This is a genomic window from Ensifer sp. 22460, from assembly GCF_052044935.1.
Classification (GTDB): Bacteria; Pseudomonadota; Alphaproteobacteria; order Rhizobiales; family Rhizobiaceae; genus Ensifer.
This window is the reverse complement of the sequence record NZ_JBQENZ010000002.1, coordinates 136,079-150,313: the sequence shown is the minus strand read 5'-3', so window position 1 is coordinate 150,313 and position 14,235 is coordinate 136,079. Positions and strand designations below refer to the sequence as shown.

The 14,235-nt window shown below is 63.4% G+C and carries 11 protein-coding genes; 7 read left to right on the top strand and 4 right to left on the bottom strand.

Annotated elements, in window-relative coordinates:
- The first annotated feature begins 35 nt into the window (after positions 1-35).
- The 5 genes from glgC to ACTJKM_RS02955 all read left to right on the top strand — a co-directional run bounded on the left by glgC (position 36) and on the right by ACTJKM_RS02955 (position 7,018).
- Complete coding sequence (gene glgC / locus ACTJKM_RS02975; RefSeq protein WP_057254598.1) at positions 36-1,298, top strand: glucose-1-phosphate adenylyltransferase; 1,263 nt, start codon at positions 36-38, stop codon at positions 1,296-1,298.
- A gap of 7 nt (positions 1,299-1,305) precedes the next feature.
- Positions 1,306-2,748, top strand: coding sequence for a glycogen synthase GlgA (gene glgA, locus ACTJKM_RS02970; RefSeq protein ID WP_058325247.1), 1,443 nt, complete (start codon positions 1,306-1,308; stop codon positions 2,746-2,748).
- 6 nt (positions 2,749-2,754) lie between these two features.
- Positions 2,755-4,383 (top strand): alpha-D-glucose phosphate-specific phosphoglucomutase, encoded by a 1,629-nt coding sequence (locus ACTJKM_RS02965; protein WP_057254596.1) that lies wholly within the window; start codon positions 2,755-2,757, stop codon positions 4,381-4,383.
- A 107-nt stretch (positions 4,384-4,490) separates the two neighbouring features.
- Positions 4,491-6,455: a glycogen debranching protein GlgX gene (glgX, locus tag ACTJKM_RS02960; protein WP_440659917.1), complete on the top strand. Its 1,965-nt coding sequence runs from the start codon at positions 4,491-4,493 to the stop codon at positions 6,453-6,455.
- 74 nt (positions 6,456-6,529) lie between these two features.
- On the top strand, positions 6,530-7,018 hold the full coding sequence (locus ACTJKM_RS02955) for a MaoC family dehydratase (RefSeq protein WP_057254595.1): 489 nt from the start codon (positions 6,530-6,532) through the stop codon (positions 7,016-7,018).
- A gap of 103 nt (positions 7,019-7,121) precedes the next feature.
- On the opposite strand, the gene soxG is transcribed toward ACTJKM_RS02955, so the two are convergent.
- Genes soxG through ACTJKM_RS02935 form a run of 4 tightly spaced genes read right to left on the bottom strand, consistent with a single transcriptional unit; the run spans position 7,122 to position 12,240 of the window.
- Positions 7,122-7,673, bottom strand: a complete 552-nt coding sequence (gene soxG, locus ACTJKM_RS02950) for a sarcosine oxidase subunit gamma family protein (protein WP_058326846.1) — start codon at positions 7,671-7,673, stop codon at positions 7,122-7,124.
- Positions 7,666-10,659: a sarcosine oxidase subunit alpha gene (locus ACTJKM_RS02945; protein WP_058326847.1), complete on the bottom strand. Its 2,994-nt coding sequence runs from the start codon at positions 10,657-10,659 to the stop codon at positions 7,666-7,668. Before ACTJKM_RS02945 ends, soxG begins: the two co-directional genes overlap by 8 nt.
- A complete protein-coding gene (locus ACTJKM_RS02940) occupies positions 10,656-10,976 on the bottom strand; it encodes a sarcosine oxidase subunit delta (protein ID WP_057254592.1) in 321 nt (106 codons plus the stop codon). The genes ACTJKM_RS02945 and ACTJKM_RS02940 overlap by 4 nt, the downstream gene beginning before the upstream one ends.
- Positions 10,977-10,986: 10 nt before the next feature.
- A complete protein-coding gene (locus ACTJKM_RS02935) occupies positions 10,987-12,240 on the bottom strand; it encodes a sarcosine oxidase subunit beta family protein (protein WP_058326848.1) in 1,254 nt (417 codons plus the stop codon).
- 324 nt (positions 12,241-12,564) lie between these two features.
- On the opposite strand from ACTJKM_RS02935, the gene rpsU reads away from it, so the two are divergent.
- Positions 12,565-12,777: a 30S ribosomal protein S21 gene (gene rpsU, locus ACTJKM_RS02930; protein ID WP_012709405.1), complete on the top strand. Its 213-nt coding sequence runs from the start codon at positions 12,565-12,567 to the stop codon at positions 12,775-12,777.
- Positions 12,778-13,140: 363 nt separating this feature from the next.
- Positions 13,141-14,028 carry a tetratricopeptide repeat protein gene (locus tag ACTJKM_RS02925; RefSeq protein WP_057254590.1) on the top strand — a complete coding sequence of 296 codons (888 nt, stop codon included), beginning with the start codon at positions 13,141-13,143 and terminating at the stop codon, positions 14,026-14,028.
- Positions 14,029-14,235 lie beyond the last annotated feature (207 nt).

Sequence of the window (14,235 nt, the reverse complement as noted above, 5' to 3'; positions counted from 1 at the left end):
TGACGACCCCGGAAGTCAATGATTGGGGAGGACAAATGGTGGAAAAGCGTTCGCAACCTCTGGCACGTGATGCCATGGCCTATGTTCTCGCTGGCGGTCGCGGCAGTCGTCTGAAAGAACTGACGGACCGACGGGCGAAGCCGGCGGTCTATTTCGGCGGCAAGGCCCGCATCATCGACTTCGCGCTATCGAATGCGCTGAACTCCGGTATCCGCCGCATCGGCGTCGCCACCCAGTACAAGGCGCATTCCCTGATCCGACACCTGCAGCGCGGCTGGAACTTCTTCCGCCCCGAGCGAAACGAAAGCTTCGACATCCTGCCCGCCAGCCAACGCGTTTCCGAAACGCAGTGGTACGAGGGCACCGCCGATGCCGTCTATCAGAACATTGACATCATCGAGGACCACGGCGTCGAGTACATGGTGATCCTTGCCGGCGACCATATTTACAAGATGGACTACGAATTGATGCTGCAGCAGCACGTCGATTCCGGCGCCGACGTCACCATCGGCTGCCTCGAAGTGCCACGCATGGAAGCGACCGGCTTCGGCGTCATGCATGTCGACGACAAGGACCGCATCATCGCCTTCGTCGAGAAGCCGGCCGATCCGCCGGGAATCCCCGGCAATCCGGACATGGCGCTTGCCTCGATGGGCATCTATGTTTTCCACACGAAGTTCCTGATGGATCTTCTGCGCCGCGACGCCGCCGATCCGAAATCGAGCCGCGACTTCGGCAAGGACATCATTCCCTACATCGTCGACAACGGCAAAGCCGTCGCCCACCGCTTTGCTCAGTCCTGCGTGCGGTCCGATTTCGAGCGCGAGGCCTATTGGCGCGACGTCGGCACGATCGATGCCTACTGGCAGGCCAATATCGACCTGACCCATGTGACGCCGGAGCTCGACATCTACGACAGCACCTGGCCGATCTGGACTTTTGCCGAGATCAAGCCGCCGGCGAAATTCGTGCATGACGACGAGAACCGGCGCGGCTCGGCGACGTCGTCGCTTATATCAGGCGACTGCATCATCTCCGGTGCTGCGCTCAACCGCAGCCTGTTATTCACAGGCGTCAGAGTAAATTCATATTCCCGTCTGGAGAATGCCGTAGTTCTTCCCGATGTGAAGATCGGTCGCCATGCGCTCTTGAGCAACGTGGTCATCGACAGCCGTGTCGTGATCCCGGAGGGCCTGGTTGTCGGCGACGATCCGGAGCTCGATGCCAAGCGTTTCCGGCGTTCGGAGAACGGCGTCTGCCTGATCACGCAAACGATGATCGACAAGCTGGGAATGTAGGCACTCCATGAACGTCCTGTCCGTTGCGTCCGAAGTCTATCCGCTGATCAAGACCGGGGGGCTCGCCGACGTCGTCGGCGCGCTCCCCGCAGCGCTTGTGCCGCACGGCGTCAAGACCCGCACCCTGGTGCCCGGCTATCCTGCCGTGCTGCAGAAGCTGAAAAAGAAAAAGAAGGTCGGCAGCTTCGACAATCTATTCGGCAATCCGGCGACAATTCTCGCCGCCGAGGTCGACGGGCTCGACCTCCTGGTCCTCGACCAGGCCGCACTCTACGCGCGCGACGGCGGGCCTTATGTCGATGCGACCGGCCGCGACTATGTCGACAACTTCCGCCGCTTCGCAGCACTCTCGCTTGCGGCCGCCGAGATCGCCGGCGGCGATGTCGTTTCCGGCTGGAAGCCCGATATCGTCCACGCTCATGACTGGCAGACGGCGTTGACGCCGGTTTACATGCATTTCGGCTCCGCTGCCGCGACCCCGACGGTCATGACGATCCACAATATCGCCTTTCAGGGCCAATTCGGCGCCTCGGTCTTCCCCGAGCTTGCGCTTCCCCCGGAAGCCTTCTCGATGCAGTTCGTCGAATACTACGGCGATGTCGGCTTTCTGAAGGGCGGTCTGCAGACCGCAAACGCGGTCACCACGGTCAGCCCGTCCTATGCACAGGAGATCCTGACGCCGGAATTCGGCATGGGCCTCGAAGGCCTGTTGAAGAGCCGCGTCGCCGATCTCTCGGGCATCGTCAACGGCATCGACGCCGATATCTGGGATCCGCAGACCGATCCGCACATCGCCCAGCATTTCAGCGCGACGACCTTGAAGCAGCGCGCCGGCAACCGCCGGGCGCTCGAAGAACGCTTCGGCCTCGAAAAGGGCAACGGCCCGATCTTCTGCGTCGTCAGCCGGCTGACCTGGCAGAAAGGCATGGATCTCGTCGCCGAGGTCGCGGACGAAATCGTCGCTATGGGTGGCAAGCTCGTCGTGCTCGGTTCCGGCGATGCGGCGCTCGAAGGCGCGCTGCTGGCCGCCGCCTCCCGCCATCGTGGCCATATCGGCATGGTCACCGGCTACAACGAGCCGCTGTCGCATCTGATGCAGGCGGGGTCCGACGCGATCCTCATCCCGTCGCGATTTGAGCCCTGCGGGCTGACCCAACTCTATGGCCTGCGCTACGGTTGCGTGCCGGTTGTCGCCCGGACCGGCGGGCTTGCCGATACCATCATCGACGCGAACGAAGCCGGGCTTGCGGCCAAGGTCGCCACAGGCTTCCAGTTCACGCCAGTGAACGCCGACGGGCTGCGTCTTGCGATCCGGCGCGTACTGCGTGCATACAGCGAACCCAAGGTCTGGGCGAAAATTCAGACCCAGGGCATGAAATCGGACGTTTCCTGGGCCACAAGTGCCGATCGTTACGTCTCTCTATATTCCGGTCTTCTCGGGAAAGGTTAAGTCAGCATGATAAGAACGGTTACCACAACCCCCTATGGCGACCAGAAGCCTGGCACGTCGGGGCTGCGCAAGAAGGTCCCGGTCTTCCAGCAGAAGAACTATGCCGAGAACTTCATCCAGTCGATCTTCGATTCGCTCGAAGGCTTTCAGGGCGAAACACTGGTGATCGGCGGCGACGGCCGCTACTACAACCGCGAAGTCATCCAGATCGCCATCAAGATGGCGGCGGCGAACGGCTTCGGCCGCGTACTCGTCGGCCGTGGCGGCATTCTGTCGACGCCGGCCGCCTCCAACGTCATCCGCAAATACAAGGCCTTTGGCGGTATTGTGCTCTCGGCCAGCCACAATCCCGGCGGCCCAACGGAAGATTTCGGCATCAAATACAATATCGGCAATGGCGGCCCGGCACCGGAAAAGGTCACCGACGCGATCTATGCCCGCAGCAAGGTGATCGACAGCTACAAGACGTCTGACGTCGCCGACATCAACCTCGATGCCGAAGGTACGCAAGAGATCGACGGCATGACGGTGACCGTCATCGATCCGGTGGCCGACTACGCCGAGCTGATGGAAAGCCTGTTCGACTTCGCAGCCATCCGCAAGCTGATCTCGGGCGGCTTCCGCGTCGTCTTCGACGCCATGAGCGCCGTCACCGGGCCTTACGCCAAGGAGATCATCGAGAAACGCTTGGGCGCACCCAAGGGCTCGGTGATGAACTTCATTCCGCTGCCGGACTTCGGCGGCCACCACCCGGACCCGAACCTGGTGCACGCCCGCGCGCTCTACGAGACGATGATGGCGCCCGACGCGCCGGATTTCGGCGCCGCCTCCGACGGTGACGGCGACCGCAACCTCGTCATCGGCCGCGGCATCTTTATCACGCCCTCCGACAGCCTCGCGATGCTTGCCGCCAACGCGCATCTGGCGCCCGGCTACGCCAAGGGCCTTGCCGGCATTGCCCGTTCGATGCCGACCAGCGGCGCGGCCGACCGCGTCGCCGAGAAGCTCGGCATCGGCATCTACGAGACGCCGACCGGCTGGAAGTTCTTCGGCAACCTGCTCGACGAGGGCATGGCGACGATCTGCGGCGAGGAAAGCGCCGGCACCGGCTCAAACCATGTGCGCGAAAAGGACGGCCTCTGGGCCGTCTTGCTCTGGCTCAACATTCTCGCCGTGCGCAAGGAAAGTGCCCTCGACATCGCTCAGAAGCACTGGGCGACCTACGGCCGCAACTACTACTCGCGCCACGACTACGAGGAAGTGGATAGCGATGCCGCCAACGGTCTGATCGCCAACCTGCGCGACCAGCTTGCCACGCTTCCCGGCATGTCCTTCGGCGCGCTCAAGGTGGCGACATCAGACGACTTCGCCTACAACGACCCAGTCGATCATTCCATCAGCAAGAACCAGGGCATCCGCATCCTGTTCGAGGGCGGCTCGCGCGTCGTCTTCCGCCTGTCAGGCACCGGCACCTCGGGCGCGACTTTGCGCGTCTACATCGAGCGCTTCGAGCCCGATGCGGCGCGCCACGACATCGAAACGCAGACAGCGCTTGCCGATCTCATCGCCGTTGCCGACGAGATCGCCGGCATCAAGACCCGCACCGGCCGCACCGAGCCGAGCGTCATCACCTGAGATACTGGGCCGCTTTATGCGGCCCTTTTTCTGTCGACCGAACACCCCCTTTGCCCGGAAGGGCAGAGGGGGTGTTCGGGCACATCTGGAACAAGAGGGCCGCCTTCATGCCGACCACCGGAAATCCACCCCTCGGCGCCACCGTCACGCCTGAGGGCACAGTGTTTTCCGTCTGGTCGCGCAACGCCGCGCGCATCGATCTCTGCCTGTTCGACAAGACCGGCTCCAAGCAATTGCGGCAGCTACCGATGGCGCGCAAGGGCGACCTGCACAGCCTGACGATCACCGATGCCGCGAAGGGCACGCGCTACGGCTTTCGCGCCGATGGCGTCTATTCCCCCGATCACGGGCTCTGGTTCGACCCCTCCAAGCTCCTGGTCGATCCCTATGCCGTCGAACTCGACCGACCATTCCAGCATGATCCGCGCCTGATGATTTTTGGCGAAGACACCGCTGATCTGGTGCCAAAAGCCATTGTCACCGAGGCGAAGATCGTCAAGCCGAAGGCGCCACTCTTCCGTGCTGGCGGCCTTATCTACGAGATCGCCGTCAAGCCCTTCACGATCCTCCATCCGGATATCCCGGAAGCCAAGCGCGGCACCGTGGCGGCACTGGCCGAGCCCGTCATCATCGAGCATCTCAAGCGCCTCGGTGTTTCCGCGATCGAACTGATGCCGATCGTCGCCTGGATCGACGAACGCCACCTGCCGCCCCTCGGTCTCAGGAACGGCTGGGGCTACAATCCGATCGCGCCGATGGCGCTCGATCCGCGCCTGGTGCCGGGCGGTATCAAAGAACTGCGCAAGACGGTCGAGGCGCTGCGCAAGGCCGGCATCGGCGTCATCCTCGATCTCGTCTTCAACCACTCCGGCGAAAGCGACCGCTTCGGCACCACGCTGTCGATGCGCGGCCTCGACAACCTGACCTATTATCGACATGTCACCGATCGCCCAGGCGAACTCATCAACGACACCGGCTGCGGCAATACCATTGCCTGCGACCACCCGGTGGTCGAAGCGCTGATCCTCGACAGCCTGCGCCATTTCGTGCATACCGCCGGTGTCGACGGCTTCCGCTTCGACCTCGCCTCGATCCTCGGCCGCGACATGGGTGGTTTCCATCGCGAGGCGCGGCTCTTCCAGGCGATCTCGGCCGATCCGCTGCTTGGCGACCGCGTGCTGATCGCCGAACCCTGGGACATCGGCCCGGGCGGCTACCAACTCGGCAACTTCCCCTCCCCCTTCCTTGAATGGAACGACCGCGCTCGCGACGACATCCGCATCTACTGGCGCGGCGACCGCCACGCCATCGGCGCTCTGGCGACGGCGCTCGCCGGCTCGTCGAGCAGTTTTTCCCGCTGGGGCGAGAGCGGGACACGCACCGTCAACTTCATCGCCGCCCATGACGGCTTCACGCTCGCCGACATCGTCTCCTACGCCGGCAAGCACAACGAGGCGAACGGCGAAGAGAACCGCGACGGCCACAACGAGAACCACTCCTGGAACAACGGCGCGGAAGGCGCCACCGGAGATCCGGAAATCCTGACGGCCCGACGTCATGACGTGATGGCGCTCATCGGCACGCTGTTTTCCTCCCGCGGGACGATCATGCTGACCGCCGGCGACGAAGGCGGGCGCAGCCAGAACGGCAACAACAACGCCTATTGTCAGGACAATGCGATTACCTGGCTCGACTGGACCGCGATGGACGACGATATCGTCGCCCACACTGCTGCCCTGTCAGTAATGCGCGGCCGCTTCAGCGTTTTCGATGAGACCGCGTTCCTGACCGGAAACGGCGATGTCGATTGGCGGCGGCTGGACGGACAGCCCATGGCCGTCGGCGACTGGGAGCATCCGGCGACGGACAATCTGATGATGGTGCTCGCCACCCATGACCGCATGCAGAAGCGGGCGACGCGCCTTGCCGTCGTCATCAACCGCAGCCACGCGCCCCACCCGGTCAGGCTTCCTGACAGCATCGACGGAAAGTGGCAGAACGTGCTGGCAAGACCTGCCGTTCCGGACCATGTCGCGCCGCGGTCCGTCACCTTCCTTGTCGAAGTTTTCTAAAGCTTTTCCACCGCTTGCAGGTTGCACCGGGCGGGCCTATAGATCGTTCGGGGGGCTTGTTTCGGGGCGTTTACATGCTGCAGGACATATCACTTTCTGAGATCAAGGTACTGGTCGGCAAGGAGGTCGGCGTTTCCGACTGGATCACGGTCACTCAGGAAACGATCGACAAGTTCGCCGAAGCGACCAGCGACTACCAGTATATCCACGTCGATCCGGTCCGCGCCGCCGCCGAAACACCCTTTGGCGGCACGATTGCGCACGGGTTCCTGTCGCTCTCGCTGCTTTCGGCGATGAACTACAATTGCCTGCCGAAGATCCGCGAGCAGACCATGGGCATCAATTACGGCTTCGAAAAAGTGCGCTTCATCGCTCCGGTGAAGAGCGGCGCCAAGGTGCGCGGCCACTTCGTGATGGCCGATGCGCGCTTCCGCGGCGCCAGCATGCTGATGATCACCTACGACGTCAGCGTCGAAATCGAGGGCGAGCGCAAGCCGGCGCTGACGGCCACCTGGCAGACGATCATCCAGTTCGATCCGAAGGATCGCCCCGCCGACGCTTGAGGCGGCATGGCCCACGCGTCCTGCCAGCACAATGAGAGCGGACAATTTTCAGACGGTCTGAGAAAGCCGGGAAGCGCTTGCAGGCACTTCCCGGCTCTTCTATTCAATGCCCCGCGTCGGCAGCACCTTCGGACAGCAGACCGAAGACGAAGGGCGAGAACGACCGCCAGCACTCGACCCGGAACTGGTCCTCACCGGTGCGGAGGAGAATGATCTCCGCCTTGCCGAAGATGGTGCGCGAGCAGGCGCCGACAGGGAAGATCGGCAGCGACAGATCCTGCGGGCAGCCGCTGTTAACAGCCACGTGCGCGCCCGCACCGCTGACGATGACGGCAACGTTGCGATGCGAAATGTCGACCGCCGAATGTAGCGTTCCGCTCGAAGCAGCCGCCGCCATCAGGTCGGCTTCGCTTTCATCGAACACCAGCCACTCGTCCGGGCCGATCCACAGCGCATGACGCTGACCTGACGAGGCCGAGGTCTTCGGCCGCGTCGGCAGGGTGACGCCGAGCGCTGCGGAGAGCGCCGGCAGCGAGTCGGTGCCGGCGCGCAACGAGATGCGCGTCGCCGCCGGCGCCGGCGTCAGGATCGCTTCGGCCGAGCCACCGCGCGAGATGAGCGCCGCCTTGCGGCTTGCAATTGCCTGATCAACCATGGAGGCGACCCCCTTCCTTGTCAAAGAACACCATGTCGCTCACCTCGACGGCGATCGTGCGATCGGCCATCGGCACGTAGAGTGTCTGGCCGAGGCGCTCGCGCCCGCCGGCAACCATCGCCAGCGCGATCGAACGACCGCAGTTTTCCGACCAGTAGGACGACGTCACATGGCCAAGCATGGTCATCGGCTTCGGCTGGTTCGGATCGGCCACGATCTGCGCGCCCTCCTCCAGCACCACCTTCGGATCCTTGGTGAGCAGGCCGACGAGCTGTTTGCGGCCATCCTTGACGAGATCCGGGCGCTTGAGGCCGCGGATACCGACGAAGTCGGGCTTCTTCTTCGACACCGCCCAGGAGAGGCCGGCATCGTCGGGCGTCAGCGTACCGTCGGTATCCTGGCCGACGATGATGTAACCCTTCTCGGCGCGCAGCACGTGCATGGTTTCCGTGCCGTAGGCGCAGGCGCCCATTGGCTCGGCCCGCGCCCAGATCGCTTCCCAGACCGCCTGGCCGTAATCGGCCGGAACGTTGACTTCGAAGCCGAGCTCGCCAGTGAACGACATGCGGAAAAGCCGGGTCGGGACGCCGCAGATCTTGCCTTCCGCAACGCTCATATGCGGGAAGGCCTCGTTGGAAAGGTCGATGCCTTCAACCAGCGGCGCGATGATCTCGCGTGCCTTCGGCCCCTGGACGGCGATGACGGCCCACTGTTCCGTCGTCGAGGTCAGCCACACCTTCAGATGCGGGAACTCGGTCTGCAGATAGTCTTCCATGTGGTTCATGACGCGCGGCGCACCGCCGGTCGTCGTCGTCACGTGGAAGCGGTCCTCTGCCAGGCGGCCGACCACGCCGTCGTCATAGACGAAGCCGTCGTCGCGCAGCATGATCCCGTAGCGGCAGCGGCCCGGCTTCAGGTTGTCCCAGGCATTGGTGTACATGAGATTGAGGAACTGCGCGGCATCCGGGCCGACGACCTCGATCTTGCCGAGCGTCGAGGCGTCGAAGACACCGGCGACGTCACGCACGGTCTTGCATTCGCGCCCGACCGCCTCGTGCATGTCTTCGCCGGCGCGCGGATAGAACCAGGCGCGCTTCCAGTTGCCAACGTCTTCGAACTCGGCGCCATGCGCCTCCTCCCAGGCATGGATGGGCGTCTTGCGCGCCGGATCGAAGAGGGGCCCACGCGAATGGTTGACGATCGCGCCGAAGGTCACCGGCGTATAGGGCTGGCGGAAGGTGGTGAGGCCCACCTGCGGGATGTCCTTGCCGAGCGCCTCGGCGGCGATCGCCAGACCGTGCATGTTGGACAGCTTGCCCTGGTCGGACGCCATGCCGTTGGTGGTGAAGCGCTTGATGTGCTCGATCGAGTGCATGCCTTCGCGCACCGCCAGACGGATGTCCTTGGCGCAGACGTCGTGCTGGAAGTCGATGAAGGCCTTGACCGTCGTGTCCGGCCCGGCGCCTTCCGCAGCGCCGATCATGCCGCCGGTCCAGCCGAAGCGATTTTCACCCGAAAGCGCCACCTGCGCCCCGCCTTCGGCACCGGCCGCACGAGCCGTCAGTTCGCCGGCGGCAAGCGCCTCGTCGATGGTAGCCTGAAGATCGTCGGTACCGTTGCAGGCGCCGATCGACAGGCAATCCTGCAGATAGGTGCCCGGCAGGAAGCGCTGCGTTGCCGCATCGAACTTCACCTTGCCGCGCGACTGCGAGAACAGATGCACCGACGGCGTCCAGCCGGCCGAGACCAGCAGCGCGTCGACGGCGATCTTGCGCGCCGAACCACCGCCATTGCGGGCAACGCTGATCGAGTTCACACGCAGCTTGCCGCCGGCCTTGATCACCGAATGCCCTGTCATCACTTCGATGCCGAGCTTGCGCGCCTCGGCAAGAACCGCCTCGCCGGGATTCTCGCGGCAATCGACGATGGCCGCCACGGTAACGCCGGCGCGCTTCAGGTCGAAGGCCGCTTCATAGGCCGAGTCATGGGCGGTGTAGACGCCGACCTTCGAGCCGACGGCGACGCCGAAATGGTTGAGATAGGTGCGGCCGGCCGAAGCGAGCATGATGCCCGGCCGGTCATTGTTGGCAAACACCATGTGCCGTTCGATCTGGCCGTTGGCAAGGATCACCTTCTTGGCACGCACCTGCCACAGCCGCTCGCGCGGCAGCGACTTGTCGAGCGCCGCCAGATGATCGGTCACCCGTTCGACCAGGCCGACGAAATTGTGGTTGTAGTAGCCGAACCCGGTGGTGCGGGTCAAAAGCGTGACGTTGTCCATGGCGGCAAGCGCCTTGGCGGTCTCCTGCGCCCAGTCCCAGCCATCCTTGCCGTCGATCGTCGTGCCGCTTTCATAGCGCAGCGCACCGCCCACTTCCGGCTGTTCGTCGCAGATGATTACCTTGGCGCCCGCCTTGGCGGCGGCAAGTGCTGCCGAAAGTCCGGCAACCCCGGCACCGATGACGAGCACGTCGCAATGGGCGTAGCGGCTCGCATAGTGATCCGGATCGGCTTCCGTCGGGGCGACGCCGAGACCGGCCGCGCGGCGGATGAAGGGTTCATAGATCGCGTGCCAGGCGGCCTTCGGCCACATGAAGGTCTTGTAGTAGAAGCCGGCGGCGAAGAACGGCGACATGAGATCGTTGAGACCGCCGACGTCGAAGGCGAGCGACGGCCAGCGGTTCTGCGATTCCACCTTCATGCCGTCGAAGACTTCCTGCACCGTGGCGCGCACGTTCGGCTGCCGTCGGGCGGCATCACGCGACACGTCGAGCAGCGCGTTCGGCTCTTCCGCACCGGCCGACAGAATGCCGCGCGGGCGGTGATACTTGAACGAACGGCCGACAAGGTGAATGCCGTTGGCAAGCAACGCCGAGGCGACCGTATCGCCCTCGAGCGCCGTCAGCGTGCGGCCGTCGAAGGTGAAGCGTGCGGTGCGCGCCGGTGTCAGGCGGCCCACGCCTGGAATGCGATTGGCCCCCATCATTTCGCAGCTCCCTTATCCTGCTCGCTCTGAAGAATGGCGGCGATGTCAGGCTTCGGCTCGCCAGCCTTGTAAGTGGTGTAGAAGCGGTCGCTGACCGTGTCGCGCGCGGCGTTGAAGAAACGGCCGCAGCCATGGATATGGCGCCAGCGTTCGAAGATCAGACCCTTCGGGTTCTGACGCAGGAAGAAATATTCCTCGAATTCCTCGTCGGTGATGTCGGCGATGTTGGTCGGACGGGCGATATGGGCGTCGCCAGCGCCGCGGAATTCGAGCTCGGAGCGCTCTTCTTCGCAATAGGGGCAGTAGATCAGAAGCATCTCGAAATCCTCAGTGCGCAACGGCAGCGGCAGCCGCCTCGTCGATGAGCCGGCCGGTGCGGAAGCGCTCCAGCGTCAGGCCCGCGGCGAGACGATGCGGCTCGCCCTTGGCGATCAGATGGGCGAAGAGATTGGCCGAGCCCGGCGTCGCCTTGAAGCCGCCCGTACCCCAGCCGGCATTCAGGAACAGGCCCGGAACCGGCGTGACCCCCTGGATCGGCGAGCGGTCCTGGGTGACGTCGACGATGCCGCCCCACTGCCGCATCATCTTGACGCGGCGGAACATCGGAAAGAGCTCGCAGATCGCGTCCAGCGTATGGGTGATGATCTGCAGGCCGCCGGTCTGCGAATAGGAATTGTACTGGTCGGTGCCGGCGCCGATGACGAACTCGCCCTTGTCGGACTGCGAGATGTAGGCATGCACCGAGTTCGACATGACGACGCAGGGGAAGATCGGCTTCAGCGGCTCGGAGACCAGCGCCTGCAGCGGCTGGCTCTGCAGCGGCACACGCACGTCGGCCATCTGCATCAGCACCGAGGAATGGCCGGCGGCGGAGACGCCGACCTTCTTGGCGCCGATGTAACCGCGGTTGGTGTCGACGCCGACGACCCGGCCGGTCTCGTCACGGCGGATGCCGGTCACTTCGCAGTTCTGGATGATGTGCACGCCGCGGTCAGAGGCGGCGCGTGCGTAACCCCAGGCAACCGCATCGTGGCGGGCCGTGCCGCCGCGGCGCTGAAGGGCCGCGCCGTTGATCGGGTAACGCGCCGTCTTGGCGATATCGAGCGGCGGACAATAGGCCTTGGCCTGTTCCGGCGTCAGCCATTCATTGTCGATGCCGTAGAGGCGGTTGGCATTGATATGGCGCTTGAACGACTGCTGGTCGTGGATGTTGTGCGACAGCATCATGACGCCGCGCGGCGAATACATGACGTTGTAGTTCAGATCCTGCGACAGGTTTTCCCAGAGCTTCAGCGAATGCTCGTAGATGTCCATGCTCTCTTCATAGAGATAGTTGGACCGGATGATCGTGGTGTTGCGACCGGTATTGCCGCCGCCGATCCAACCCTTTTCGAGCACCGCGACATTGGTGATGCCGTGCTCCTTGGCGAGGTAATAGGCCGCACCGAGGCCATGGCCACCACCGCCGATGATGATCGCATCATACTCTTTGCGCGGCTCCGGCGACGCCCATTGCGGCGCCCACCCCTTGTGGCCGCGCAACGCCTCGCGCGCCACGGCGAAAACTGAATATTTGCGCATCGGCCTCACTCCATGAACCCCGTTCTCATTGGCGTTAGAGATCGCAAATCCGACGCCCGCGCAACGTTTCTTTTGCGACGCAATTGCGTGGACTTGCGCGCAGTTGCGACATGGTCGCCGATCGGCTACTGCCGGGGCGGGAACAGGTGCCGCCGCGCATCCCAGGATTTTTCAGCGCTTCCTCATGTCGTCGCTGGACTTTCGCCTGATGATCTGGTATCCGCTCCTCTAATCGTAAAGCTTCCAGCTTAGCGAATGTCATTCTTTTGCCTCCGGCACCTGACGGAGTCACAAACAACTCGAACCAAAGGAACGGGATTTCACGTGCAGGTACTTGTCCGCGATAACAATGTCGATCAGGCGCTCCGCGCTCTCAAGAAGAAGATGCAGCGCGAAGGCATTTTCCGCGAAATGAAGATGCGCGATTTCTATGAAAAGCCGTCCCAGAAGCGCGCCCGCGAAAAGGCTGAAGCCGTTCGCCGCGTCCGCAAGCTGGCACGCAAGCGTGCACAGCGCGAAGGCCTCCTGGCCCGCTGATTTGTCGTTTTTTCGACGCTTTCCGATGTAAGTCGTGGCGGGGGCGAAATATCGCCACCGCCTTTTTTGGTATGGACATCTTTTCCGCCGACAGGCTAGCGTGATCGACGCTGCCGGTGACGGATGGCCGGCCGGAGCGTTTAACCGGACGGCTTGCCGAGGCACGATGAAGCCCGGCTGCGGAGCCCGCGGGGAGTTTCAGCGGCTCTACTGCATAGTTCCTTAAATCGGATTCGATTTAAGGGCAGAATTATGCAGAAACTCAACGTGTTACAGCGACCTTGGCGCGTCATGACGACACGCGGCGCTGTAGGAACGGAAGCCGATAGCTTTCGAGACCTTGTCGATTTGAGGGATCAACCTTTGACACTTGCTGCCATGACTGCGGACGTCTCCGGTTTTACTGTCCACGAGGCGTCTCGCCGCCACCAGCGCAAGCCGAGGCTTGCCGCCATGCTGCTCCTTGGTTCGGCCCTTCTTCTCGCAGGCTGCACGACCGACGGCCCGGACTCGATGACCAACAAGGTCGAGCGCGAACAGGGCTCGCAGGAAAACATCGCCTCGCTCTCGAGCGTCATCGCCTCGAACCCGAGCGATCCCGAAGGCTACAATGTCCGCGGCTCGTCCTATGGCCGCGCCGGCGAATACCGCCGCGCCATTGCCGATTTCGACCAGGCGATCCAGCTGAACCCACGCTTCTACCAGGCCTATGCCAACCGGGCGCTGGTTCATCGCAACATGGGCAACACCCAGGCCGCACTTGCCGACTACAACATGGCGCTGCAGCTCAACGCCAACTACGACGTCGCCTATATCGGCCGCGGCAACCTCTATCGCCAGGCCGGCCAGCTCGATTCCGCCTTCAACGATTTCAACAAGGCGATCCAGCTCGACACGACCGATCCCCGCGCCTATCACAATCGCGGCCTGATCTACCAGGCACGCAACCAGCACGGTCAGGCGATCGAAGACTTCTCGACCGCGATCTCGCTGTCGCCGAGCTCGCCGGAGCCCTATAACGGCCGCGGCATTTCCTATGTCGCCCAGGGCGACGACGACAACGCCTTCTCGGATTTCAACACTGCGATCAACCTCAATGGCAAGGTCGCCGAATCCTGGGCCAACCAGGCGCTGATCTACGAGCGCAAGGGCGACAAGGCCAAGGCATCGAAGTCCTATTCGCACGCCTTGCAGCTCGACCCGAAATACGAGCCGGCGCGCGCCGGCCTTGCCCGCGTCAAGGCTTCGTAAGCCCTTCCCTATCATGTTCCTCGAAACGCCCGCGACAGTTCGCGGGCGTTTTGGTTTGTGCGGGTTGCCACTTGCCCTTTCCGCCAAAGCGGAACCTTCCCGGCCATCGTTCGTTTGCCAGAGGCGTCACACTGCCTGTTTCCTCGGATCGGCTCCGATCCAAGGGCAAGACATGCAGCTATTCGAAGTACTACCGCGACCAAGCGC